This is a genomic window from Microcoleus sp. BROC3, from assembly GCF_036702515.1.
In the GTDB taxonomy this organism is placed as follows: Bacteria; Cyanobacteriota; Cyanobacteriia; order Cyanobacteriales; family Microcoleaceae; genus Microcoleus.
The window spans coordinates 134558-160967 of sequence record NZ_JAUBTQ010000009.1 but is presented as its reverse complement, the minus strand read 5'-3'; the positions used below and the strand labels follow the sequence as shown (position 1 = coordinate 160967).

Below are 26410 nucleotides of genomic sequence, written 5' to 3'. Positions count from 1 at the left end.
AGTTAAGTATATAAATAAATATAACATGGGGAGGAGCGGGTGAGAGCAGCAGTACACTCGCTGCGAATATAAATCCTTGCCTTACACCCCCGACAACTCCCGATCTTTTATTATTGCTTTTTTGCTCTGGACTTACTTACGCTATATGTAGCGTACAACCTCACTGGCGCAGGCTCTAGCTACTGTGCGATCGCCAAAACTGAAAAATTCCGGAACACAGAATAATTAATGATAAAATAGCTTAAGGATTGAGTTCCCCAATTGTGGTAATCTGAAAACAATCCACTTTCATTCTCGATCGAGTGCGTGCAGCTATGCGAATCGGTAAAAATTTACAAAAGTTTCTGCTTTTCACAATAGCGTTCTTTTTCGCAGTATCGCTGTTAATTAAAGTTACTAAATTTCACAATTATTTCGGCATTAACCGCGCCGATACCGAAGTGAAAGTTGTTGCCCTCACCTACGACGACGGCCCCTATCCTCCCTATACAAATCAGCTTTTAGATATCTTAGACCGCTATCAAGTTAAAGCAACTTTTTTTGAAATCGGCCGCAATATTGAAAAACATCCAGAAATCGTGAAAATGATTATCGGGAGGGGAGATGAGTTGGCAAACCATTCCTACTCTCACAAAGATATGATGTTTAAACCCCAGGAAGTTTTGCTGTCTGAGATTGAAAAAACGGACAAACTTTTGCAGGAAGTGGGGGTTAAGCAAGACAGTATCAGTTTTCGGCCACCTTGGGGTAGGCGATTTGTAGTTTTGTCTTATTTGCTATCGCAAATGCACAAAAAACTGATTATGTGGGATGTGGATTCCCAAGATTATGAAAAAACACACACGGTAGAAGATATCGCAAAGCGGGTGATTGAAAATGTGCGATCGGGTTCGATTGTGGTGATGCACGACGGCGGGGGCGATCGCTCGAAAACCGTAGCAGCAACTGAGATGATTGTCAAGGATTTGCAGTCAAAAGGTTACGAATTTAAAACTGTTTCTGAGTTGTTGAAATAGCAGTAGGGTTAGTCAGCCACAATTATTTTCGCGACAAATCAACAATCTCATGCTGACGCACCAGGAAATAAATGGTGGGTCATAATTAGACTTTTCGTGCAGATTGAAAAATTAAAACCTGACGCACCATACCAGAATCAATAACCAAGATAGTTTGCCGCGTAATTAGCAATTTTTATGCTGCCACCAGCTTGCCCCATTCTCTCTAAACCATTTTTAACGCAACTTTCCAAATAACAATCGTCTTGCAAAGTTCGATCGACTGCCAAAGCAGCTTCCTTGATAATATCAGAATTCGCCGGTTGTGTGCCAATAACCTGCACGGAATCACCTAAAAGTCGGTGTTGAGCCTCCGCAAATCTATAGGTAAATGCAGGGCCGTTTCCCGGTACTGCGATGACTGGTTGGCCCAATCCCACCGCTTGTTCGATCGCACTTCCTGTCATCCCAATGACTAAACTAGACTGCTGTAAAATATCGGCAAAAGCATCTGCATAACAAAGCACTTCAACTCCTAAATTTTGGTGGCTTTCCGGTGATTTTAGGTGTTGAAAAATTAACTTTCCCGATCGGTGTTGCCATCCAGAACGCGCCGCAATATCATCTAATTGAGGCATCAAAGCTGGAACTAAAGCTGCCCGAAACTGCACTGGTACAGTAGAGTTACTAGCAATTTCTTTAACCAGTTCCAGTAGCAAAACGAGGTTGTAGGTGGCTTCCGGGAGGCGAGAACCGGGGAGGAGGGCGATCGTCCTAACTCCGGCTATTAACTGCAAATCTTTGCCCGTAGAATTGAGGTTGTCCATGACGGGATTGCCGACAAACTGAGCTTTCTTTAAACCCTGTCGGTTTAAGTCAGCAGCAGTCAAAGCATCTCTAGTAAAAACCGCCAGACATTTCTCGGAGGAAAGCAACTGCCACAAGATTAAACCCAAATCGACTCGCCCTTCGTAATAACTAGAATGAGCCGACAGAAAAATTATATAAGGGCGGTCGGTCGATCGGGCGATCGCCGCGGCGACAATATCCCCAGTCGCCACCACCAAATCGCAGCGGCGCGAATGCGTCCAAACAGCCTGCAATTGCTGCCAAGTCAAAGCAATTAGGCCCGCCCCAATATCTTTGAGGAAAAACAGGGGATTCATGTAAAAAACTCCCCCAGACGGCATTTGACTGGTGGGCCCAATAATGGGCACGGTCGATCGGCGGTAAGCAGCCCCGTCACCTACAATCGGCATTGCCGAAACATCAATATCCGCGCCAGATACTCTCAAAGCTTTGAGAATTTGACAGTTAATTGCGTCTTCCCCGTGGCCGTTGCTGAGGAAAAGCACCCCCTTCGATTTCATATAATCAGAATACAATCAGAATCAGTGCCGAGCTTTTTTTAAAGACAGCCGTGCGATAGCTACACTCGGGCCGGCTAACTTTTTGTTAGTCTAATTTAAATACATTGTGGAAGTGAAACAGCGTGAATATTGAAATTGGGCGGGGCAAAAGCGCTCGCAGAGCTTACGGCATAGATGAAATCGCGCTTGTACCCGGACAGCGCACCCTCGATCCGAGTTTGGCAGATACCAAGTGGCAGATTGGCGGGATCGATCGAGAAATCCCGATCATCGCCAGCGCCATGGATGGAGTAGTCGATGTCCGCATGGCCATTTTGCTGTCGGAATTGGGAGCAATGGGCGTGCTCAACCTAGAAGGAATTCAAACCCGCTATGCCGACCCCCAGCCAATATTAGAGCGCATCGCCAGTGTCGGGAACCACGAATTTGTTTCCCTGATGCAGCAACTCTATGCCGAACCCATCAAGCCAGAATTAATCGACCTGAGAATTAAAGAAATTAAAGCTGGAGGAGGGATTGCCGCCGTCAGCGGTACCCCCGCCGGTGCGAGCAAATACGGCCGGGCGGTTGCTGAATCTGGAGCCGATATATTTTTTGTGCAAGCAACTGTAGTCTCGACTGCTTTCCTTTCCCCGGAATCGATCTCATCTTTAGATTTGCCTCAATTCTGTCAAGAGATGCCGATACCAGTAATTTTGGGCAACTGCGTGACCTACGAAGTCGCCCTGAATTTAATGAAAGCTGGCGCTGCGGGAATTCTCGTGGGCATTGGGCCGGGGGCTGCTTGCACATCTAGGGGAGTATTGGGTGTCGGCGTTCCCCAAGCCACAGCGGTAGCAGACTGCGCCGCCGCGCGGGACGACTACTATCGCGAAACTGGCAAATATGTGTCGGTGATAGCTGACGGCGGTTTAATTACTGGCGGCGATATCTGCAAGTGCATTGCCTGCGGCGCAGATGGAGTGATGATTGGTTCGCCCTTTGCCAGGGCAGCCGAAGCTCCCGGGCGAGGCTTTCACTGGGGGATGGCGACTCCCAGCCCGGTTTTGCCACGCGGCACTCGCATTCGCGTCGGGACTACGGGTACTGTGGAGCAAATTTTGCGCGGGCCTGCGGTGCTCGATGACGGTACGCACAACTTGCTCGGGGCTCTGAAAACTAGCATGGGTACCTTGGGCGCTAAGGATATTAAGGAGATGCAGCAAGTGGAAGTGGTAATTGCTCCTTCTCTGCTGACTGAGGGTAAAGTCTATCAAAAAGCTCAGCAGTTGGGCATGGGTAAGTAGATTTACTGACCCAATACCAGCATACCTTGACAAAATTTGTTCAAGAGTCTCGAAATTTACAGAATATTGTGGAATTATCCAAAAGGAGATGTCACAATAGAAGAAGCGGAGACGCATGTTTCCGTTCACTCCTCACACCACACTCCGCCCGGACTACTGTTCGGGCGGTTCCTTTTGTAGCAGAAATCTTAGCTCTTGGTTACTACAGACAGGACTGAGGCTGTTAGCTCCGGAGAGGGGGAGAGTGGGAGAATGGGAGAGTGCGGGAGTGGGAGATAATTCAGAATTTTTCTTCTTCCTCGTGCATTCTGCCTTCGGAAACATCAGTGCCTCGTTCCTTCAGAAACCTTGTGCCTTCTTCCTTCTACCCTCTTGGTTGTTCCTTCTACCCTCTTCCTTTTTCCTTCTTTTTACCCGATCGCGAAGTCGAAGGGCATTCTTGCTTCAAAAGCCTTCTCTTAAAATCCTTGACGCAAGTGGTTACATTTTTTGCTAGACTTGTTATCCGAGAAATAGTATTTACAAGGATGGCTAGGGATGTCAACAGCCGCGCAAGTAACCGACTCTTCCTTTAAGCAGGAAGTGCTCGAGAGCGAAGTTCCAGTTCTAGTGGATTTTTGGGCTCCCTGGTGCGGGCCCTGTCGGATGGTGGCGCCCGTCGTAGACGAAATTGCCCAGCAATATGAAGGGCAGGTCAAGGTAGTAAAAGTTAATACCGACGAGAATCCTCAGGTTGCCAGCCAATACGGTATCCGCAGCATTCCGACGCTGATGATATTTAAGGGCGGTGCACGGGTGGATATGGTGGTTGGGGCAGTTCCGAAAACTACTCTGGCAAACACTCTGGAAAAGTACATTTAACCCAACTGCGAGCGGTTTCGCGCTGTTCTTTTTGGGCCGCGAAAGCTAACTCGCTTCAGAACCGGGGCAAAGCTACTGGAAAAGTTATTAGTTCCCAGCAGGGCAATTTGCTGGTTGCTATGAGCTTCTAAATTTGGCTTGCCCCTTAATTTTTAGTAGCGACAAATTGTTACCGTTTCGGAAAAATTCATGATACGTTCTGGGTCTGGTCAAGGTTTTGAGTCCCTCCAAGCTGAATTGATCGATTTGCTCGATCGCTTGCCCATGTTGAAGCACTCTGAGTGGATCGAACGATCGCTCTCTACTATAGTGCAAATGGCCGGAGAGGATCTCGATCGCCTAGACTGGAAAATTATTGCTGCGTCGCTCCGAGATATGGAGAGCGCTTTTGAGCTGTTTTATCCTTACCGCCACGTTCGCAAAATTGTGATTTTTGGTTCGGCGAGGGTGTCGCCGCCATCGGCGGAATATTTGATGGCCAGAGACTTTGCGCGCGCGATCGCCCAGCAGGGGTTTATGGTGATTACTGGCGGCGGCGGCGGAATTATGCAGGCGGGGAACGAGGGGGCGACGGCTGAACGTTCTTTTGGGCTAAACATTCAGTTACCTTTCGAGCAGAGTTCTAATCCTTTTATTGCCGGCGATCGCAAATTGCTCAATTTTAAATATTTTTTCACTCGCAAGTTATTTTTTCTCCGGGAGAGCGATGCTTTGGCTCTGTTTCCGGGCGGTTTCGGCACTCTGGACGAGGCTTTTGAGTGTCTGACTTTGACTCAAACTGGCAAGTTCGGGCCGGCTCCTGTGGTATTGCTCGATCGACCGGGAGGAGATTATTGGCACGATTGGAATATTTTTGTGCAAAAACAATTGCGGGGCCGGGGTTTTATTTCAGCCGACGATCGCAGCCTGTATACGATTACTGACGATGTAAATGTCGCTTGCGAGGCGATCGGTAGTTTTTATCTCGTTTATCATTCCTGCCGCTACGTGCGCGAAAAATTGGTAATTCGCTTGAAAACAGAGCTTTCTGAGGAGAATGTCGATCGGCTAAATGCTGATTTTAGCGATATTGTTGTCACCGGAAAAATTGAAAAAAGTCAAGCTTTGGAACCGGAAATAGGAGATGCAACTTTCGAGCTGCCGCGCCTAGTTTTGCATTTCAACCAGCGGGATTTGGGGCGGCTTTACCAGCTAATTGCTGCTATAAATCAAATGGGTGCAGCCTCGCCGGCGGCGGCGCATCCAGAACAAAAGTAACCATCAGTCATCGGTCATTTTTGATATGGATGAGATGTCGAAAAAGTTTAATAAGTCGTATCTTGACAAAAGCGATCGATTGAGATAAATATTTGTACAAAGTCAAGAAAAAAACGGGCAATCGCAAAAGCAAATTTTATCAATATCTTGATGGCGTTGTTAGGGAAAAAAATAGCAAAATGCTAGACCTGCTGCTAATTAGCACTTTGGGATTTCTCGGCAGTTTCGGTCACTGCGCGGGGATGTGCGGCCCGCTGACAGTGGCATTTTCTATCTCAAATTCCCGCAACGATAAATTAGCTGCTTTTCGTTTTCATTTGCTGCTAAATTTGGGGAGAATTGCTGCTTACGCTTTGGTTGGTGCTGCAATTGGGGGACTGGGTTCGGTGTTAATTGCTGGCGGACTTTTGGCAGGTACGGGTAGCGAATTGCGGCGGGCGATCGCACTTCTGACGGGCACGATGCTGATTTGGTTCGGAGTAGTGCAAATTAAACCGAACTTGCTGCCCAGATTGCCGCTGCTGCACCCAATGTCGCACGATCGAGTCGGACAAGCAATGAGCAAGCTTTCGGCGCAAAAAAACTGGTGGGTGCCGATTGCTTTGGGTTTGCTTTGGGGTTTGATTCCCTGCGGTTTCCTCTACGCGGCGCAGATTAAGGCGGCGGAAACCGGAAACCCGGTTTTGGGTGCGGCGACGATGCTGGCTTTTGGACTCGGCACCTTGCCAACTATGCTGGGATTGAGTTTTTTTGCTGGCAGATTGAGCGCCGACAAGCGCAGTCAACTGTTTCGTGCGGGTGGTTGGGTGACGGTGGCGATCGGGATTCTTACCTTGCTGCGAACCGATGAAATGGTCGATTTTACCGGCCACGCAGCGCTGCTGTGCTTGACGCTAGCACTGTTGGCGCGTCCGGTGAGCAAGTTTTTGCCGCAACTGCTGCGCTACCGCCGCGCTTTGGGTGTGGGCGCGTTTGTCCTAGCAGTCGCCCACACGTTTCATATGCTGGATCATACGCTGCGATGGAATTTTGATGCTGTGTCCTTCATGTTGCCGCAGCATCAGTTGGGAATGGCGGCTGGGATGATGGCGCTGCTGTTGATGTTGCCGGCGGCGGTTACAAGTTGCGATCGCATTCAAAATTTTTTAGGCCAACTGTGGCGAATGCTTCACCTGTTAAGCCTTCCAGCTTTTTTGCTGTGCGCCATTCATGCTGCACTCATCGGTTCCCACTATCTAGGCGGCTTTGAATCGACGGCGGTTAATCAATTGCGGGCGCTGCTTTTGGGAATAATTGCCCTGGGAGTCTTGCTGGTGCGATCGCGCTTGTTTTGGTCACTTTTATCACTAGAAAATTTCTATGTTTCGCCTGTCAAACAAAAGTAAAAGTTTAGGATTTTTAGTTTTTTTGGGATTGCTAATTGAAGCAGCAATTCCCAGTGTCCCACAGTTAAACTCGATTTCAGTTTTGGCGCACCAAGTCGAAGTTTCGGGAGATGTAGCAGCTACCTTTCACCTCGAACCCAACCACAATCCCCGCGCCGGACAGCCTGCGAAAGTGTGGTTTGCGCTGACTAGCAGGGGCGGTAAAATTATCCCGCTAGAGCAGTGTAATTGCAAATTTTCTGTTTATCTGAAAAGTCGTAAAGATGGGGATAAGCCGCTGATGCAGCCGCCTTTAAAAGCCGTCTATGCGGAGAAATATCAAGGAATACCAGGAGCAGATATCGTGTTTCCCAAGGCGGGGATTTACGAACTTGAATTGAGCGGAACCGCCAAAAACAAAGCTAATTTTAAACCCTTTAAACTGAATTATACAGTCACGGTTCGCTAAGATAATCTTTCCATCACCGAACATAAATCTTGTAGGGGCGGGTTCACCAACAATAAATGCCTCAAACCCACAATCTCATAAACCCGCCCCCACCCAACGGCCAATCATAATCTACCTATTTTAACATACAAGAAAATACAACCGAAATCTGTATAAAACCTTAAAAATTGCCAACTCTACAAAATGTCACAAATTTTTACACTACATTATAACCAGTGTCCATTATGGAATTTGTGCAAGCTAACGTCTCTTGAACTGACCAAAGGATATAACGATGGATATCTTATCTAACACCGTGGCGCTATCGCGGATGCAATTTGCGCTAACCGCCATATTCCATATGCTGTGGCCAGTTCTGACTACGGGAATGGGGATTTATCTGGTAATTGTTGAAGGAATGTGGCTGAAAACTCGCAATCCCGACTACTACCATCACGCTCGTTTTTGGTCTAAACTTTACGTCCTTAACTTCGGAATAGGAGTAGCTTCTGGAATTCCAATGGAATTTCAGTTTGGCACAAACTGGGCACCATTTTCTGAAGCTGTTGGTGACTTTTTTGGCAGCATTTTAGGCTTTGAAGCTTCAATGGCATTTATGTTAGAAGCCGGCTTTTTGGGAATTATGCTGTTTGGTTGGGAGCGCGTTCACCCGATCGTCCATTATTTCGCTACAATCATGGTAGCCTTCGGCGCTAACCTATCAACCGTCTGGATTTTAGTCGCTAACTCTTGGCTGCAAACTCCTGCGGGCGGAGAAATGGTCAATGGCAAGTTTATTGTCAGCGATTACTTTCAAGCAATTATGAACCCGTTCGCATTAAACAGCATTCTCCATATGTTTTTTGCGACGTTAGAAACTTCGCTGTTTGTCATTGGCGGCATTAGTGCTTGGTACATTCTCAATAAGCGCAACCAAGCCTTTTTTTCCAAGTCTTTAAAAATTGCCATAGCAACAGCAATCGCCGTTGCACCTTTGCAGATATACATCGGACATTTGAGCGCCGAACAAGTTTATCACTATCAACCCACTAAATTAGCAGCAATCGAAGCTAAGTGGGAAACTTCACCAGCGGGAGAGTCAGCCGATTGGACTTTACTAGCTTTTCCTAATGAAAAAGCCCAAAAAAATGACTGGGAAATTAGCATTCCCAATGGCTTAGGATACATTCTGGAATTCAAACAAAAACTCTCCGAACCCGTACTCGGATTGAAGGAATGGAAGCCAGAAGATAGACCGAGGATGGTGGGTTTAATCTATTATTGTTTCCGCATCATGTCCGGCATTGGATTCTTTTTTGTAGGATTGATGCTGTTGAGTATAATTCAGTGGATGCGGGGCAAACTTGCTGCTGAAAATATTAGCAGTCAACCTTGGCTGATGCGCGCTTGGGTATTAGCTGCTCCCCTAGGATATATTGCTGTAGAATCGGGTTGGATTGTCCGCTGTGTCGGCAGACAACCTTGGGCTTTATACGGGCAAATGCGGACTGCAGACGCGGTGTCAAACATCCCCGCCAGCAATGTTTTAACTTCTCTGAGTTTCTTTGCCGTTGTTTACAGCTTTTTGTTTGTTTGTGCCTTGTATTTTGGCAGCAGAATTATCCGCCAAGGGCCTAATTTAACTCTGCCGGTACCGGGATTAGACAATGAACCTGCAATCGAAACTCAACCTGCAGAACACATTCCCGATCAACGTCCAGTAGAAGCACAACAATAGGAGATTTTATGCAAGCTTTGGAGCATTTTCTCCCGCAAGTTTGGTTCGTAATTTTAGGTATTTTTCTCTTGCTTTACGTCATGCTAGACGGTTTTGACTTGGGAGTCGGAATCTTGTCTCTGACTGCTGACGACGAGGAACGCAGGGGCATTTTAATGACAAGTCTGGGTAATGTTTGGGACGCTAACGAAACTTGGCTGGTGTTGATGGGAGGCGCTCTGTTTGGCGCATTTCCCCTCGCTTACGGCACGATTTTAACGGCGCTGTACATACCGATTTGCATGATGCTTTTTGGTTTGATATTTCGGGCTGTAGCCTTTGAGTTTCGCGAGCATTCTAATCGGAAATTATTCTGGAATTATGCCTTTGGTGCGGGCAGTTTTTTAGCAGCTTTAGCTCAAGGATTTGCCCTCGGTGCGGTTCTCGAAGGCATTGCGGTTGACGAAGCGGGTCACTTTGTCGGGACTACTTGGGACTGGCTGGATTGGCGATCGATCTTGGTTGCTTTGACGCTGATTCAAGGCTATGTTTTGATCGGTTCAACCTATCTAATTATGAAAACGGAGGGCGAACTGCAAACAAATCACTATCGCACGGCTAAAATTGCGGCGGTGACGACTTTAATCGGAGCGATTTTAATTACGATCGCCACTCCGGTTTTTTATGAAAGTACGAGAGCGAGGTTGTTCGAGAAACCGCTAGTTTATATCTTTGTCGCGATTCCTTTGTTGGGAGTGCTGTTGGTGGGACTGCTGCTTAAAAGTCTCGCAAGCAAAGAAGAACGGACGCCGTTTATCTGGACAATTTTGATTTTCTTGCTCAGTTTTATCGGCTTAGGATTGATTGTTTTCCCCTACATTATCCCGACGCAAATCACGATTTACCAAGCCGCAGCTTCTCCCAGCGCGCTGGTGTTTATGATTGTGTTCATCGGCTTTCTGATCCCGATTATGATTTTTTACAACATCTACAATTATGTTGTTTTTCGGGGTAAAGTTGTCGGCGGGCACTACGGGGAATAAAGCATAATCAAACCGCAGATGTCAGCCAATATACGCAGATAATATCAACTCTCTATTCGGGTTTATCTGCGTATATTTGCGCTTAAAAAATACAAATAATTGTTTTCTGATACCATCACCACATTAGACAACTATACTATACATAGCGCAAATAGTGCGGAGTAGACAAAGGACTCGTTTAGGATTAGCGATCGCACGTCATGCGATTTGAAATTTGAGATTTGAGATTTGAGATCTATCCCACGGATGAGTCCGGGGCTTGCGATCGGGAGGCGCAGCTTTTTTCACAGGTACACGGATGAATCCGGATGCTTGTGAGCAAATTGCTTTCGCTCAAATAATAGTTGATAAACTTTGGGAAAAAATTACAGTTAATTCTGTCCCTAGCGAGGGTGCAGAGTTTGCGATCGGTATCTTTGTCCAATAATAAAATACAATGGAATAGAATGTTTTAATTTAACTGTTGTATAATATAGGGTCAACCAGTTATGGATGCGATCGCAAATTTGTCAGGTTATCAGGTTACAGAGCAACTTTATGCAGGTACACGTACCCTAGTCTATCGAGGCATCCGTACCCGTGACCAATACCCAGTCGTCGTCAAACTGCTGCGAAACGAATACCCCACCTTCAACGAGCTCGTCCAGTTTCGCAACCAATATACCATTGCCAAAAATCTCGACTTCCCTCACATCGTCAAACCCCTGACGCTGGAAGTCTACCACAATAGCTATGCCCTAGTAATGGAGGACTTTGGCGGAGTCTCGCTATCTACTTATCTCAAAACAGCAACAAATCACACCCAACCATCTCAAGCTTTACCTTTAGCAGAATTTCTCCAACTCGCCATACAACTAACAGACATTATTCACTATCTATACCAAAACCGAGTCATTCACAAAGATATTAAACCCGCTAATATTCTCATTAATCCAGACACCCAAGAAATTCAACTAATTGACTTTAGCATCGCTTCCCTACTGCCGAGAGAAACCCAAGAAATCCAGAACCCTAATATCTTAGAAGGAACATTAGCCTATCTCTCCCCCGAACAAACAGGACGGATGAATCGAGGCATTGACTATCGCAGTGACTTTTATTCCCTGGGTGTGACCTTTTATGAATTGTTAACAGGACAGTTGCCATTTATCTCTGATGACCCGATGAAATTGGTGCACTGTCATCTCGCCAAAGAGTCGATACCGATCCATCAAATTAATCCACAGATACCCCTAATTTTAGCGAAAATTGTCAGTAAGCTGATGGCGAAAAATGCCGAAAAACGCTATCAAAGTGCATTAGGACTCAAGCACGATTTAGAGATTTGTTTACTTCAGTTACAAAAAACAGCCAAGATAGAATCTTTTGAACTCGGAAAGCGAGATATTAGCGATCGCTTTACTATCCCCGAAAAGCTCTACGGTAGAGAAAAAGAAGTCGATCGACTATTAGCTGCCTTTGAGCGAGTCAGCCTGGGAACAACGGAAATGATGCTAGTAGCAGGTTTTTCGGGAATTGGGAAAACCGCCGTTGTCAATGAAGTTCATAAACCCATTGTCCGTCAGCGCGGTTATTTTATCAAAGGCAAATACGATCAATTTCAGCGCAACATTCCCTTCAGTGCCTTTGTGCAAGCCTTTCGCGACTTAATGGGTCAATTGCTATCAGAATCGGATACCCAACTGCAAACATGGAAAACCCAGATTTTAGCAGCAGTGGGAGACAGCGGACAAGTATTGATTGACGTGATTCCTGAGTTAGAAGGCATAATTGGCGTTCAACTTCCTGCAACTGAATTGTCAGGAAGTGCCGCCCAAAATCGCTTTAATCTGCTCATGCAGAAATTTGTGCAAGTTTTTACGAGCAAAGAACATCCTTTAGTGATATTTTTGGATGACTTGCAATGGGCGGATTCAGCCTCCCTAAATTTGCTACAGTTATTGATGATGGATACAGGGTATTTATTAGTATTGGGGGCATATCGAGATAATGAAGTTTCCCCAGTGCATCCATTTATCTTAACAGTGGATGATATAGTTAAAACTGGGGCCACAGTGAATACGATTACTTTGGAAGCGTTAAGCGAAGCAGATATGAATTTGTTGGTGGCGGATACGCTGAATAGCGAATCATCCCTTGCCCAACCTTTGACAACATTAGTCTATCAAAAAACTCAGGGAAATCCTTTTTTTGCCACTCAGTTTCTCAAGGTCTTACATGACGATCAGCTAATTAGCTTTAATTGGGATATTCGGCATTGGCAGTGTGACATTGCCCAAGTCAAAGCCTTAGCTATCACTGATGATGTCGTTGAATTCATGGCATTGCAATTGCAGAAGTTGCCCAGAGAAACTCAGGATGTTCTCACATTAGCTGCTTGTATAGGATCGCAGTTTGATTTGAATACCTTAGTAATTGTCAGTGAGAAATCTGCTGGAATGACGGCTACGGCTTTATGGAAAGCATTGCAGGAAGGTTTGGTAATTCCCACGAGCAAAATCTATAAGTTCTTTACAGAATCGGAGAGTGATGAAGTTTTCAAGGCTTCAGCTAATCCAACTTATCGATTTTTACACGATCGCGTCCAACAATCTGCTTATTTCCTCATTCCTGATGATAAAAAGCAAGCAACTCATCTCCAAATCGGACAATTGTTACTACAAAATTCCTCAGACATAGAGCAAGATGAAAAACTATTTGAGATTGTCAGGCACTTAAATCAGGGTAAAGATTTAATCACTGAACCAAGCGAGCGCCAAAAATTAGCCGAATTAAACCTAGTGACAGGGCGGAAAGCCAAAACTTCTAACGCTTATGCTGCCGCAACTGTCTATTTACAAACGGCGATGGGGTTACTGACGACAGAGTGTTGGCAAAATCAGTATGAATTGACTCTCAATATTTACATCGATACTGCCGAAGCTGAATATTTAAACCTGAACTTTGAGGGGTCATTAAAATTAGCTGAATTGGCGCTGACCGCCGCAAATAATCTACTCGAACAGGTGAAAGTTTATGAATTAAAAATGCAAATTCATATAGCTCAGCAAATAGAAATGATCGCGGCAGTAGATATTGGGTTAGAAGTGTTAGAAAAACTATCAATTTCTTTACTAACAATAGACTTGGACAATGAGTTGATAATTGATTTACCAAATCTTGACGATTTAGATAATTTGCCACTGATGACAGATCCATATAAGATCGCAGCCATGCAAATTTTAAGAACCCTTTGTACTCCTGTATTTGTAGCAAGACCAGAGATTTTTCCGCAATTAATCATCACCATGATTAATTTGTGTCTTAAATATGGAGATTCAGCACTATCATCTTTTGCCTACGGTTTTTACGGGTTATTATTAGTAGGTTTAGGTCAATTAGATAGAGGTTATCATGCAGGTTTAATTGCGTTAAAATTATTAGATAAGTTTAACGCTAAAGAACTAAAAGCCAAAGTTTATAACTTGTTTAATGCCAATATTCGCACTTGGAAAGAACCCGCAAAAAACAGTGTCGAGCCTTTGCGAGAAGGCCTACAAGCAGGGCTAGAAGTAGGTGACTTTGAATGGGGTGGATATTGTGCTGCAAATTTGTGTAGTTACTTATTTTTTACGGAAGACCACTTAGGATCTGCAGTCCAGCAACAAGAATTTTATGGTGATTTTTGTATTAACTTTAAACAAGAAAGTTCTACCCATTTCTCGCAAGTATGGCGACAATTAGGTTTAAATTTACAGGGTCAAGCCGCAGATGCCCTATTATTGAGCGGTAAAAGCTTTGATGAAGAGAAAACTTTGCCCCGCATTATTGCCGCTAAATCGGGAATAGTTTTATTTATGTTTTATCTGGCCAAAACTATTCTATGTTACTTGTTGGGCGATAGTAGTCAAGCCTTAAAAAATGTGGGACTAGCACAGGAGCAATCCGGATCAGCTTTTGGTTTTATGCAAGTCATAGTTCTCAATTTTTACCATTCGCTAACATTGTTAAATCGCTATACTGAAGTCACGGTGAATGAACAAGAAACATATTTATATCAAGTCAATATTAATCAGGAAAAAATGAAATTTTGGGTGGAGAATGCGTCAGAAGGAAATCAGCATAAATATGAATTAATTGAAGCCGAAAAAGCGCGAGTATTAGCGATTAACTGGCAAGCAGCAGAGTTATACGATCGCGCCATCATTGCAGCAAAACAACAAGGCTACATCCAAGAAGAAGCACTTGCCAATGAACTGGCGGCAAAGTTTTTTCTGGAATGGGGGAAAGAACGCCTCGCCCGTAACTATATGATCGAGGCTTACTATATCTACAGTCGTTGGGGAGCTAAGGCTAAAGTAGACGATCTGGAAAAACGTTATTCCCAACTCCTCGCACCCATCCTTCAGTCAGATCGATCCTTTGCTTCCCTCAAAGAAAGTATCACATTAGGAACGATTACTTCTACTCACTCTTCCAGCAGCAACTCTGAATTTCTAGATTTGCCTACTCTGATCCAAGCCTCTCAAGCTATTTCAGGGGAGATTGAACTAGATAAACTCTTGGCTACTCTCTTAAAAATAGTGATGACAAATGCTGGGGCAACCCGGTGTGTGTTATTGCTTAAACAAGATATTGAGTTACAGGTAGTAGCCCTTGTCGTAGAGGGGCAGGAACCGCAACTATTACCATCAATACCGCTAGAATCTAGTCAGGATGTAGCGATTAGTTTGGTCAATACTGTCAAGCGGAGTTTGAAACCGCTGGTACTTGCCGATGCGAGGGTAAATCCTCAGTTTGCTGGAGATATTTATATTGAACAGCACCAGCCTAAAAGTGTGCTTTGCAGTCCAATTGTTAATCAAGGTAAGTTGATTGGAATTCTGTATCTGGAAAATAACCTGACGGTTGGCGCATTTACGAGCGATCGGGTTGAGGTGCTGAATTTGCTTTGCTCTCAAGCCGCTATCTCCCTGCAAAATGCCTGCCTCTATCAACAGGCGCAACAAGCTTTTGATAACCTAAAACAAGCTCAGTTGCAAATTGTCCAAAGTGAAAAGATGTCGGCGCTGGGAAATCTAGTCGCTGGTGTGGCTCACGAAATCAACAATCCGGTTGGTTTCTTAAATGGCAATATTCAACCGGCATTGGATTATGTTCAGGATTTGTTTGGCTTGCTCGATTTGTATCAACAAAAGTACCCTCAACCCGATGCAGATATTCAAGAGGAAATTAAAACAATCGATCTCGACTATATTCGGGAAGATTTACCGAAGTTGGTGAGCTCGATGCGTGAAGGTGTGAAGCGGATTAAAGATATTAGCACTAGCCTCAGAACTTTTTCCCGTGCCGATAGCGATCGCCCTGTTGCTTGTAATATCCATGATGGCATCAACAGTACCTTGATGATCCTCAAACACCGTCTCAAAGCTTCAGACACTCGCCCGGAGATTCAAGTTATTAAGACATACGGGGATTTGCCTTTAGTTGAGTGTTATGCCGGCCAGCTCAATCAAGTTTTTATGAATCTGTTGGCGAATGCGATCGATGCCCTGGATGAATCAAATACTGGACGGAGCTTTGCAGAGATTAAAGCGACTCCTAATAAAATTATTATCGAGACAGAATTATCGGGCGATCGGCAGCAAGTTGTGATTCGCATCAAAGACAATGGGGTGGGCATTAATGAGGCGGTGCGAGAGAAGATTTTTGAGGATTTATTTACGACGAAGGAAGTCGGTAAAGGCACAGGGTTGGGATTGGCGATCGCGCGTCAAATTATCGTCGAAAAACATAGCGGTTCCCTGAACGTCAACTCAACACTAGGTCAAGGAACAGAATTTATTATCATCTTATCCATCAGGGCAGAATAAACAAGTTAATTTACCCTAGCATTCAGACTCAGTTAATTAATTACTCCGGCTCAATTATCAAACAAAAATAGCCATGAATAATCCCACTTTAAAAAGCAAATATAACCCAAATTTTAAAATCCCCAACTATCAAATTCTCGAAACAGTTTATTCAGGAAGTCGCACTTTAGTATCTCGATCCATCCGTACCAATGACCAACTACCTGTTGTTATCAAACTGCTCAAAAGTGACTATCCGAGCTTCAGCGAACTGGTGCAGTTTCGCAATCAGTACACCATTGCTAAAAACCTTCATCATCCTGGAATCATCCAAACATATAGTCTCGAACCCTATCGAAATGGTTATGCGTTAGTCATGGAAGACTTTGGGGGTATTTCTCTTCAGGAATGGGCACTGAAAGGGAAAAACGCACTGTCTTTGAGGGAATTTTTACAGATAGCGATCGCGCTGTGCAATACCTTAGATATATTGTATTGCGAGCGCATTATTCATAAAGACATCAAACCCAGTAATATCTTAATTAATCCCGAAACCAAAGAAGTCAAATTAATCGACTTTAGTATTGCCTCTCTCCTCCCACGGGAAACACAAACTTTGATGAATCCCAATGTCTTAGAAGGGACGCTTGCGTACATTTCTCCAGAACAAACAGGCCGAATGAATCGGGGAATTGACTATCGGACTGACTTTTATTCTTTAGGAGTCACTTTCTATGAATTACTGACAGGAGAAGTACCATTTCAATCCAACGATCCAATAGGAATAGTCCATTCTCATATTGCTAAAGCATCACCCTTAGTCCATGAAATTAATTTAGAAATTCCCTCGGTTCTCTCAGAAATTGTCAATAAATTGATGGCAAAAAATGCAGAAGACCGCTATCAAAGTGCAGTCGGAATGAAATTTGATTTAGAAAAATGTTTAACTCAACTTCAAGAAAACGGTCGGATTGAATCATTTGAAATTGGGTGTAGGGATGTGAGCGATCGCTTCCTCATCCCCGACAAACTCTATGGACGAGAAACCGAAGTAGAAACGCTCATACAAGCCTTTGAAAGAGTCAGCGAAGGTGCAACAGAAATGATGCTAGTTGCGGGTTTTTCAGGAATTGGAAAAACAGCAGTGGTCAACGAAGTTCATAAACCCATTGTGCGGCAACGGGGTTATTTTATTAAAGGGAAATATGACCAATTTCAGCGCAACATTCCCTTCAGCGCCTTTGTGCAAGCATTCCGCGATTTAATGGGGCAATTGCTATCCGAATCAGATTGGCAATTAGAAACATGGAAAAGCGAGATATTAACCGCAGTAGGAGACAACGGACAAGTCTTAATAGACGTAATTCCTGAGTTAGAAAATATTATCGGTAAACAGCCAGCCGCCCTTGAATTATCAGGAACAGCAGCCCAAAATCGCTTTAATCTCCTGTTTCAAAAATTTGTGCAAGTCTTTACCAGTAAAGAACATCCGTTAGTCATGTTTTTAGATGACTTGCAATGGGCAGATTCCGCATCACTGAACTTGCTTAAATTATTGATGCAAGATGTGGGGTATCTATTAATATTAGGTGCGTATCGAGATAATGAAGTCTCCCCCGTACATCCATTCATTTTAACAGTGGATGAAATTGTCAAAACTGGGGCAACGGTGAATACAATTACTTTACCACCGTTAAGGGAACCCGATATGAATCAGTTAGTGGCAGATACACTGAATTGTGAATCATCCCTAGCCCAGCCTTTAACAAAATTGGTCTATCAAAAAACTCAAGGTAATCCTTTTTTTGCGACCCAGTTTCTCAAAGCATTACATGATGACAAATTAATTAGCTTTGATTGCGAAATTCAATATTGGCAATGCGATATTGCCCAAGTGAAGGCCTTAGCAATTACTGAGGATGTCGTTGAATTCATGGCATTGCAATTACAGAAATTGCCCAGAGAAACTCAGGATAGTCTCAAACTAGCGGCTTGTATTGGGGCGCAGTTTGATTTGAATACCTTAGCAATTGTCAGTGAGAAATCACCAGACAGTAGCGCCACAGCTTTATGGAAAGCCTTGCAGGAAGGTTTGGTAATTCCTACTACCGAAATCTATAAGTTTTTTACCCAATCTGATAGCGAGGAAGTTTTCAATAATTCCGCTAATCCGACTTATCGATTTTTACACGATCGCGTCCAACAAGCGGCTTATTCATTGATTCCTGACGAGCAAAAACAGCAGACCCATTACCATATTGGGCAACTACTCCAACAAAACTTATCAGAGATAGAAAAAGAGGAAAAGCTGTTTGATATTGTCGGGCATTTGAATTTAGGAATTGAGTTCATGACTCAAGCAGAGGAACGGGAAGCCTTAGCCAGATTGAACTTAGCAGCCGGACAGAAAGCCAGAAATTCTACAGCCTATGCAGGCGCCAGAAGTTTTGTGAAAACAGGGCTGGAGTTACTCACAGAAAACTGTTGGCAAACTCAGTATGAATTAACCCTGAATCTTTATGTGGCTGCGGCTGAAACGGCCTACTTAAATGCCGATTTTAATGGCATGGAAGAAATGGCAGCCCAGGTTTTGCGATCGGCCAAAACAATACTAGATAAAGTCAAAATATTTGAGATTCAAATCAACGCACTGACAACTCAGAGTCAGATGTTAGAAGCGATCGCTATCGGCACCAATGCCCTAGCACAATTGGGGATTGAACTCCCCTATGAAACTGACGAAGCCTTGACACGCATTGCATTACAAAACCTTGCCAACCAACTGGAGGGCAAACAGATTGAGGAACTGGTTAACCTTCCCGTGATGAGCGATCCTCGGACAATCGCGGCGATGCAATTGTTAGGCATCTTGTTTCCGGCTATTTTTATGGGAAATCCTGCCTTGCAGCCTCTGCTTTGTGCCACAATGGTCAGTATATCACTTCAATTTGGCAATGCGCCAGCATCAACAATCGGGTATGTGGGTTATGGCATTGTGCTGTCTGGTTTTTTCTCAGAAGTAGAAAAAGGTTATAGCTTTGGGCGAGTAGCACTGAGCTTACTCAATCAGTTGAATTGGCCAGAATTTAAATGTATCACTTTACTGTGGTTTGGCTGTTTTATTCAGCATCGTCAAGAACCACTGAGGGCAGCAATCCCAACGGCGAAAAAAGGCTATTTAGTCGGAATGGAAACAGGTGATTTTCTCAATGCTGGCTACTGCGTCAGTAGTTATTTATATAATAACTTTTTTTCGGGAGTAGAGCTTGATGATTGGCACGCAGAAATAGAAAATTACTGTGTTGTCTTAACGACTGTGAAGCAATATTCTCCTATGTATTACGTGAAGATGACACAACAGACGGTGCAGAACTTGAGGGAAATTGTCAATCAACCGGATTTGTTAATCGGTCAGGCTTATGATGAAACCGTGATGTTTCCTCAGCACAATCAGAATAGAGAGCTTACTGCACTCGCTCTTGCCTATAACTACAAACTAATGCTTGCCTATCTCTTTGGCAACTACACCAACGCCCTAGACTACATTGCCCAAGCAAGCCTCTATTTGAGGGTGGCGGCAGCAATGATTCATACTCCGGTTTTCCATTTCTATGCCGGGTTAACCTACTTGGCACTCTGCTCTACGCAGTCAGAAATTGAGCAAGGGAACACTCTCGCTTTGGCAGAAACCCATCAAACCACTCTGGCTGAATGGGCACACCAGGCCCCGATGAATCACCAACATAAAGTTGACTTAGTAGAAGCAGAAAAATGCCGGGTTTTAGGCAAGAATTATGAAGCTGGAGATTGGTACGATCGCGCCATTTCAGAAGCCAAAGAAAATGGTTATATCCAAGAAGAAGGTTTAGCCAACGAACTAGCTGCCAAATTCTACTTAGATTGGGGGAAAGAAAAAGTTGCACAATCTTACATGATTGAGGCCTATTACTGTTATTCCCGTTGGGATGCAAAGGCTAAAGTAGCTTATTTAGAACAACACTATCCACAACTACTGAAAGCTATTCTCCAACCTGCTAAATTTGTCATCACATCTGGGACAACCATCAACCCGACCTGGATGGGAAGCCTAACTAGCGTCAGTAGTACCGAGAATTTATGGTTAGATTTTCCAGCAGTAATGATGGCGGCACAAGCCATTTCACAAGAAATTGAATTAGAGAAACTGTTAGCGACGTTGATGCAGATTATGCTTGCGAATGGGGGAGCACAAATCGGTTGTTTAGTGCTTCGCCAAGACCGACAATGGTTAGTCGTCGCTCAAGCCGCACAAAAGCAGACAAAAATATTAGAAATTCCTCTGGAACAATATCAGGAAATTCCTCAGGGTTTGATTTATGCGGTGGCACGAACTCAAGCGACGGCTGTTTTTGACAACTTAAGTACAGCCGACCAATTTTCAGGCGATCGCTATATTATCGCTCATCAACCTAAATCAGTTTTATGTACTCCAATTATTCGGCAAGGAAAACTCGTCGGTATTGTGTACTTAGAAAATAACTTAACACTGGGAGCATTTACTAATGAGCGAGTAGAAATTATCCAGATACTCGCAGCTCAAGTGGCGATATCTATTGATAATGCTCGTTTATATAAACAAATAGAGAACTATTCCCAAAGCTTAGAAGCAGAAGTAGCGCAAAAAACGGAAGATTTAAGCCAAAAAGCTTTTGATTTAGAGCAAGCATTTAAAAACTTACAACAAACCCAAGCACAATTAATTCAGAGCGAAAAAATGTCATCTCTCGGTCAACTGGTAGCTGGGATTGCTCACGAAATTAACAACCCAGTAACATTTATTCGCAGTAATCTTGCACATACAGAGCATTATGTCAAAGATTTGCTTATTTTACTTAATATTTATCAACAAGAGTATCCCGACCCCAGTGGAGTAATTCAAGCGAAAATAGAAGAAATGGATTTAGAATTTATCTGGGAAGATTTAATTAAAATTCTGGAATCTATGAAAGCAGGGAGCGATCGCATTAGCCAAATTATCTTGAGTTTGCGTAACTTTTCCCGCTTAGATGAAGCCGACATGAAAGCAGTAGATTTACATACCGGAATTGAAAGCACTTTGCTAATTTTGCAAACTCGCTTAAGACAGAGCGATGGCAAATCAGAAATACAAGTTATTAAAGAGTATGGAAATCTGCCCAACGTCATTTGTTATGCTAGTGAGATAAATCAAGTATTTCTGAGTATTATCAGTAACGCTATTGATGCTCTTGAATCAATTAATAAAACAGATAAAAATCCGGTCATCACGATTCAGACTGAAGTCATAGAAAAAGACAGGGTTAGAATTAAAATCACTGATAATGGTGCCGGTATCCCGGCGAATATTCAATCCCGAATATTCGATCCATTTTTTACAACTAAACCAGTGGGTAGCGGTACAGGTTTGGGTTTATCTGTTAGCTATGGTATTGTCAAAAAACATGGCGGTAAATTAACCTGTAATTCTAGAGTTGGAGATGGTACAGAGTTAGCGATCGAAATTCCCATCAGCTATATTAGAGCCTAAAGAAGCATCTTACTGCTACGCCCGTTGAGAGGTCAAACAAAAGATATCCGCTCATTTATTTACAACTAAAGGTTTGGGTAAAGGTACGGGATTGGGTTTGGCGATCGCACTGCCGATTGTGGTTGAGAAACACGGCGGTGTGCTAGAAGTGAGCTCGACTTTAGGTCGCGGTACACAATTTACAATTTCACTGCCATGTTGAGCATTAGCTGGGTAATTTATAACCTATTTTGGGATTTTTATTGAAAATTGAAAGTTTTTTACACCCCACTTTACAATTTATAGTGACCGAATAACTTCTTCCACAGTCTTCATACTTCCGCCGCAGTAATTCATAAAGGAATTTCGATCGCAAATTCCGTACCTTCTCCTATGGCGGAACGGCAGCTCAAGGCTCCGGCGTGTTTTTCCACGACTATTCGGTAACTGATGGCTAACCCCAAACCTGTGCCTTTCCCGATCGGTTTTGTCGTGAAAAATGGGTCAAACAATCGGCTCCGCACGTCTTCTGTCATGCCGATCGCATTATCGGCAATGCGGATGCAAATACTATTTTCGTTCAGGGCTTCTGTGCGAATGCTAATAGTTGGTTCCCAATCGTTGCCGACCGCCGCTCGCCTTTTTTGGTTGCAAGCATCTTCCAAGGCGTCAATACTGTTGCTAAGCAGATTCATAAATACCTGATTTAGCTGACCTGCATAACATTCTATTAAGGGGAGTTTACCGTAATCTTTGATTACTTTTATTTCTGGATAGTCGCCTCTGGCTCGCAGTTTGTTGTGCAATATTAAGAGCGTATTATCTATGCCTTCGTGAAGGTTGATCGGCTTCTTTACCGAGTCGTCTAAACGCGAGAAGTTTCGCAAGCTCAGAACTATTTCGCGAATGCGATCGGCTCCCATTTTCATGGAAGATAATATTTTTAGCAAATCTTCTGTCAAAAATTCTAAATCGATATTATCAATACATTGTTTAATTTCTACCGCTGGCTGAGGATAGTGTTTTTGGTAAAGTTCAACGAGCTGCAACAAGTCTCTGATATATTGGCTGGCATAGGAAATATTGCCGTAGATAAAACTGACAGGGTTATTAATTTCGTGAGCTACTCCAGCTACCATTTGACCGAGACTTGACATTTTTTCGGTATGAATTAGGTGAGCTTGAGTTTCTCGGAGTTCTTTGAGGGCGATTTCTAGCTGCTGGGATCTGTTGTTGGCGATCGCCTCAGAGAGGCGCAAAGCATCCTCCGCTGCTTTGCGCTCTGTCATGTCAAAAATCGCACCGTTGAGGGATAAAACTTGACCTGCTGCGTTGAAAATGGCTTGACCTTTCTCTGCAACCCACCGCACATTTCCGTCGCAGTGAATCAGGCGATATTCGAGCGTGTAAGGTTGTTTTGTTTTAATAGCCCGATCGATAGTTTTATCGATATACTCAGCGTCCTGGGGATGAACTATACTCGGAAAAGCCTGCACCGGTTTTTGCATAAAGTTAGCTGCGGGATAGCCAGAAATAGCTTCGATGCCACTGCTGATAAAAGTTAAGCTCGCTCGCCCCGCAGCACTGCAACGGTAAACTGCACCGGGAATGCTAGAAACTAACGATCTAAATTCTTCTTCTCTTTCCCGCAAAGCGGCCTCAATCCGCTTGCGCTCGCTAATGTCGCGAGCAAACGCGCACTGATATTCTTTGCCGTTAAATTCCAAATGGTCGATCGTAATTTCTACCGGAAATACTCGACCGTACTTAGTGAGATGGTGAACTTCAATATTAACCGAACCGCACCTTTTTAAGACTTTCCAGTGCAAACTCCAAGCAGTTTGGGGAAAATCTGGATTGATGTCGTGCACTGTCATCGACAGCAATTCAGCGGTAGAATATCCCAATGAAGAGCAAGCGGCGTCGTTGACGTACAAAAATTTACCGTCGGGCCCGATCCAGAATATCGCATCTGCCGATCGGTCGATCGCAAATTGAGTTAGTTGCAACTTTTCCTCAACCCGCTGGCGGTCGGCAATTTCTTTTTCTAACTGTTCGTTAAGCGAATTGATATCTAAAGCGCGATCGACAATAGTGTCTGGATCGGAAAGCTCGATCGATTCTTTTGCCAATTCTCCTTTTTGGATATCATGCTGGTGCTGATTTTTTTCTACCTGCTTTAACGGCAGTTTTGGAAGATTTGCTTTTGGATTTAAACCAGACTCGGCAAGTGCTTTCGGCATGACGGCGAGGGCGAATGCAGCTAAAAGCAAACAAATCAAAGCACTGGCAGCTTTGAGAGTTACCGACAGCCAATATATAGAATGCCAAAGCGTCCAAACTTCCGTCAATTTAGCAGCGCCGCAGGCAAAAAAAGCAACAGCAAACAGCCGGAAAATTTTGCGGTGAGAACCTTGGCGGGTAAAATAAACTAAAGATAGGGCGATCGAGCAATAAGCCAGTGCCGTCAGCGAGTCAAAAACAGCGTACAGTCGCAACTCCGGTACCGCGTTGCAGCCGAGTGCGGAAGATACAGCAAGTGTTGAAAAAAAAATTGTTAATTGTTCTTGCATAAAGTTCAAGAAAAAAATTATCTGTACCAATGCAAATCCGATCAAATCTAATTATTTGATTTCGGCTAGTGAAATATTTACATAATTATATACTTTTTTCATTGTTTATGAAACAGCTATTTTTTCAGGGAATGTCAAAACTGTCTAGGTTGGGCCCCGGGAACAAAGCTTTTCCCAAGTATGAGGAATGGCGATCGTCACTGGGAACAACGCTTAGGTTGCTCCCAGTGACGGAATACATAGGTTTGCCTACTTATTGCTTCAGAATCATTTAAATTGTTAATGATCCCCATAGCAATCGTAAATCATTTGTGAATTTCTTACTCCCGAGCGAGCGGGTTCGGGGTCGGGGTGGGGTAAAAAATTTACGACTCCTGCAAGGATTGCTATATTAAATTTTCTTTGAGATTACTTAAGCAGTGAGCCAGGGGTTTTTAACCCCTGGCTCACAGATGGACTAGCGGACTTTTAAAGCAGAGAAAATCTCAATGTTTGTGCTGGAAATCTACAGTTAAGCGCCGCCGAGCACCCACTGCACCAAAGTCCGAACTCCAAAACCGGTAGCCCCAGGGCCATTGTAGCCATTTTCTTTGTCAGTCCAAACCGGGCCGGCAATATCTAAATGCGCCCAAGCAGTATCCTTCACAAACTGTTTCAAAAATAGCGCCGCCGTAATCGAGCCGCCGGGACGCGGGCCAGTATTTTTCATGTCGGCGTGCAATGCTTTCAATCCCTCAAAATATTTCTCTTCCATCGGCATTCGCCAAAATTTTTCGCCTGCCAATTCTGAGGCGGCGAATATTTCGGCGGCGACGCTATCTTGAGGACTCCACAAACCCGCGATCTCGTCGCCTAAAGCAATTACGCAGGCCCCGGTTAGAGTTGCTAAATCGACAATTGCGTCAACTCCCAATTTATCAGCAAATACCAAAGCATCAGCCAGGGTTAAACGGCCTTCAGCGTCGGTATTGTTGACTTCAATTGTTTTGCCGTTGGAAGCTGTAAGGATGTCTCCCGGGCGCATGGCGCGGCCGCTGATCATGTTTTCAGTGACGGCGCTGATAAAGTGAACTTCCACATCTGGTTTGATGTGTCCGATCGCCTTTGCCGCTCCCAAAGTAGCCGCAGCGCCGCCCATATCTATTTTCATCATTTCAATGCCGCTGCCGGCTCCTTTGATGTTCAAACCGCCGGAATCAAAGGTCAATCCTTTGCCGACAATTGCTATTTTGCGGCGCGGCGTGCCTTCGGGTTTGTAAGTTAAGTGGATGAATTTTGGCGGTAAATCAGATGCTAGGGCCACGCCTAGAAAGGCTCCCATGCCTAGTTTTTCGCAGTCTTCCCGCTCCAGTATTTCTAATTCTAAACCGCATTCTGCAGCCAGACTTTGAGCGGTTTCTGCCATGGTAATCGGGGTGACAAAATTTGCCGGCGCTGCGACTAATTCCCGTGCTAAAATGACTCCGGCAGTGATTTGGCGGGCGCGGGCGATCGCACTTTCGGTACCGGCAAAACCGAGCAAATGAATTTGTTCGAGTTGCGGGCTTTTGTCTTCATGTTCCGATTTGAAACGGTTGTCTTGATTCAAGGAGAGTTCTACACCTTCGGCGATCGCGCTTGCTGTAGAATCCGGCGCGCTTTTCCACACAGGAAAGCTAATTCCGAGGGTTTTGCATTTCTCCTTTTTGGCTAACTTGGCGCAAACGCCCGCAGCTTGCCGCACGGTGTCTAATTTTAAATCCTCTGTTTTGCCCAAACCGACGATCGCAATTTTGCGGATGGGATTATTGCCGCCGACGCGGGTGATGGCACTCGTGCCCGCTTTACCCTTAAAATCTACTTCCAGTAGCAGCTCTTTCAAAGTACCTGCAAGCTTTTCATCTAATTGTGCCAATTCGCCGGTGAGTTCCAGGGCGTCCTCAAACAGACCAATTGCCAGGGCGTCTCCCGTCCAAACAGAGCGAGGTGTATCGGTGACTAGAAATTCCATGTTTTGATTTACACTTTAGATTTGAGATTTTTGATTGTACTTTGTAGTTGGTGGTTTGTGGTTTTTTTGCAGGTGCGGGTAAATAGATCGATCGCACAAATTCTCCGCTCCGCATCGAAATAAATTCTGCTACTATATCAGCCAAGTCCGC

The 26410-nt window shown here is 44.3% G+C and carries 14 protein-coding genes; 11 read left to right on the top strand and 3 right to left on the bottom strand.

Features of this window, described 5'->3' with window-relative positions:
• Positions 1-314: 314 nt before the first annotated feature.
• Positions 315-1016: a polysaccharide deacetylase family protein gene (locus QUB30_RS08355; protein ID WP_333331773.1), complete on the top strand. Its 702-nt coding sequence runs from the start codon at positions 315-317 to the stop codon at positions 1014-1016.
• Positions 1017-1153: 137 nt separating this feature from the next.
• On the opposite strand, the gene QUB30_RS08350 is transcribed toward QUB30_RS08355, so the two are convergent.
• Positions 1154-2365: a lipid-A-disaccharide synthase-related protein gene (locus QUB30_RS08350; RefSeq protein WP_333331770.1), complete on the bottom strand. Its 1212-nt coding sequence runs from the start codon at positions 2363-2365 to the stop codon at positions 1154-1156.
• Positions 2366-2487: 122 nt separating this feature from the next.
• Here QUB30_RS08350 and QUB30_RS08345 point away from each other — a divergent pair, with 122 nt between their 5' ends.
• The 10 genes from QUB30_RS08345 to QUB30_RS08300 all read left to right on the top strand — a co-directional run bounded on the left by QUB30_RS08345 (position 2488) and on the right by QUB30_RS08300 (position 21919).
• Entirely contained in the window at positions 2488-3651 is a 1164-nt protein-coding gene (locus tag QUB30_RS08345; RefSeq protein WP_333331767.1) for a GuaB3 family IMP dehydrogenase-related protein, read from the top strand.
• 537 nt (positions 3652-4188) lie between these two features.
• On the top strand, positions 4189-4512 hold the full coding sequence (gene trxA, locus QUB30_RS08340) for a thioredoxin (RefSeq protein ID WP_333242692.1): 324 nt from the start codon (positions 4189-4191) through the stop codon (positions 4510-4512).
• A gap of 189 nt (positions 4513-4701) precedes the next feature.
• Positions 4702-5769, top strand: coding sequence for an LOG family protein (locus QUB30_RS08335; RefSeq protein WP_333331763.1), 1068 nt, complete (start codon positions 4702-4704; stop codon positions 5767-5769).
• A gap of 179 nt (positions 5770-5948) precedes the next feature.
• Complete coding sequence (locus QUB30_RS08330; RefSeq protein ID WP_333331761.1) at positions 5949-7154, top strand: urease accessory protein UreH domain-containing protein; 1206 nt, start codon at positions 5949-5951, stop codon at positions 7152-7154.
• Positions 7129-7602: a hypothetical protein gene (locus tag QUB30_RS08325; protein WP_333331758.1), complete on the top strand. Its 474-nt coding sequence runs from the start codon at positions 7129-7131 to the stop codon at positions 7600-7602. Before QUB30_RS08330 ends, QUB30_RS08325 begins: the two co-directional genes overlap by 26 nt.
• A 274-nt stretch (positions 7603-7876) precedes the next feature.
• Positions 7877-9319 (top strand): cytochrome ubiquinol oxidase subunit I, encoded by a 1443-nt coding sequence (locus QUB30_RS08320; protein ID WP_333331755.1) that lies wholly within the window; start codon positions 7877-7879, stop codon positions 9317-9319.
• 8 nt (positions 9320-9327) lie between these two features.
• Positions 9328-10341, top strand: a complete 1014-nt coding sequence (gene cydB / locus QUB30_RS08315) for a cytochrome d ubiquinol oxidase subunit II (protein ID WP_333331752.1) — start codon at positions 9328-9330, stop codon at positions 10339-10341.
• 488 nt (positions 10342-10829) lie between these two features.
• Complete coding sequence (locus QUB30_RS08310) at positions 10830-16193, top strand: AAA family ATPase (protein ID WP_333331749.1); 5364 nt, start codon at positions 10830-10832, stop codon at positions 16191-16193.
• 73 nt (positions 16194-16266) lie between these two features.
• Positions 16267-21717: an AAA family ATPase gene (locus QUB30_RS08305; protein WP_333331747.1), complete on the top strand. Its 5451-nt coding sequence runs from the start codon at positions 16267-16269 to the stop codon at positions 21715-21717.
• 43 nt (positions 21718-21760) lie between these two features.
• Entirely contained in the window at positions 21761-21919 is a 159-nt protein-coding gene (locus QUB30_RS08300) for an ATP-binding protein (protein WP_333331789.1), read from the top strand.
• A 130-nt stretch (positions 21920-22049) separates the two neighbouring features.
• Here QUB30_RS08300 and QUB30_RS08295 read toward each other — a convergent pair whose 3' ends face one another.
• On the bottom strand, positions 22050-24269 hold the full coding sequence (locus QUB30_RS08295) for a PAS domain S-box protein (RefSeq protein ID WP_333331744.1): 2220 nt from the start codon (positions 24267-24269) through the stop codon (positions 22050-22052).
• A gap of 511 nt (positions 24270-24780) precedes the next feature.
• On the bottom strand, positions 24781-26259 hold the full coding sequence (locus QUB30_RS08290; RefSeq protein ID WP_333331741.1) for a leucyl aminopeptidase: 1479 nt from the start codon (positions 26257-26259) through the stop codon (positions 24781-24783).
• Positions 26260-26410 lie beyond the last annotated feature (151 nt).

Coding starts and splice junctions, on each gene's coding strand:
- QUB30_RS08355 (WP_333331773.1), top strand. CDS start 315: ATGCGAATCGGTAAAAATTTACAAAAGTTTCTGCTTTTCACAATAGCG.
- QUB30_RS08350 (WP_333331770.1), bottom strand. CDS start 2,365: ATGAAATCGAAGGGGGTGCTTTTCCTCAGCAACGGCCACGGGGAAGAC.
- trxA (WP_333242692.1), top strand. CDS start 4,189: ATGTCAACAGCCGCGCAAGTAACCGACTCTTCCTTTAAGCAGGAAGTG.
- QUB30_RS08335 (WP_333331763.1), top strand. CDS start 4,702: ATGATACGTTCTGGGTCTGGTCAAGGTTTTGAGTCCCTCCAAGCTGAA.
- QUB30_RS08330 (WP_333331761.1), top strand. CDS start 5,949: ATGCTAGACCTGCTGCTAATTAGCACTTTGGGATTTCTCGGCAGTTTC.
- QUB30_RS08325 (WP_333331758.1), top strand. CDS start 7,129: ATGTTTCGCCTGTCAAACAAAAGTAAAAGTTTAGGATTTTTAGTTTTT.
- QUB30_RS08320 (WP_333331755.1), top strand. CDS start 7,877: ATGGATATCTTATCTAACACCGTGGCGCTATCGCGGATGCAATTTGCG.
- cydB (WP_333331752.1), top strand. CDS start 9,328: ATGCAAGCTTTGGAGCATTTTCTCCCGCAAGTTTGGTTCGTAATTTTA.
- QUB30_RS08310 (WP_333331749.1), top strand. CDS start 10,830: ATGGATGCGATCGCAAATTTGTCAGGTTATCAGGTTACAGAGCAACTT.
- QUB30_RS08305 (WP_333331747.1), top strand. CDS start 16,267: ATGAATAATCCCACTTTAAAAAGCAAATATAACCCAAATTTTAAAATC.
- QUB30_RS08295 (WP_333331744.1), bottom strand. CDS start 24,269: ATGCAAGAACAATTAACAATTTTTTTTTCAACACTTGCTGTATCTTCC.
- QUB30_RS08290 (WP_333331741.1), bottom strand. CDS start 26,259: ATGGAATTTCTAGTCACCGATACACCTCGCTCTGTTTGGACGGGAGAC.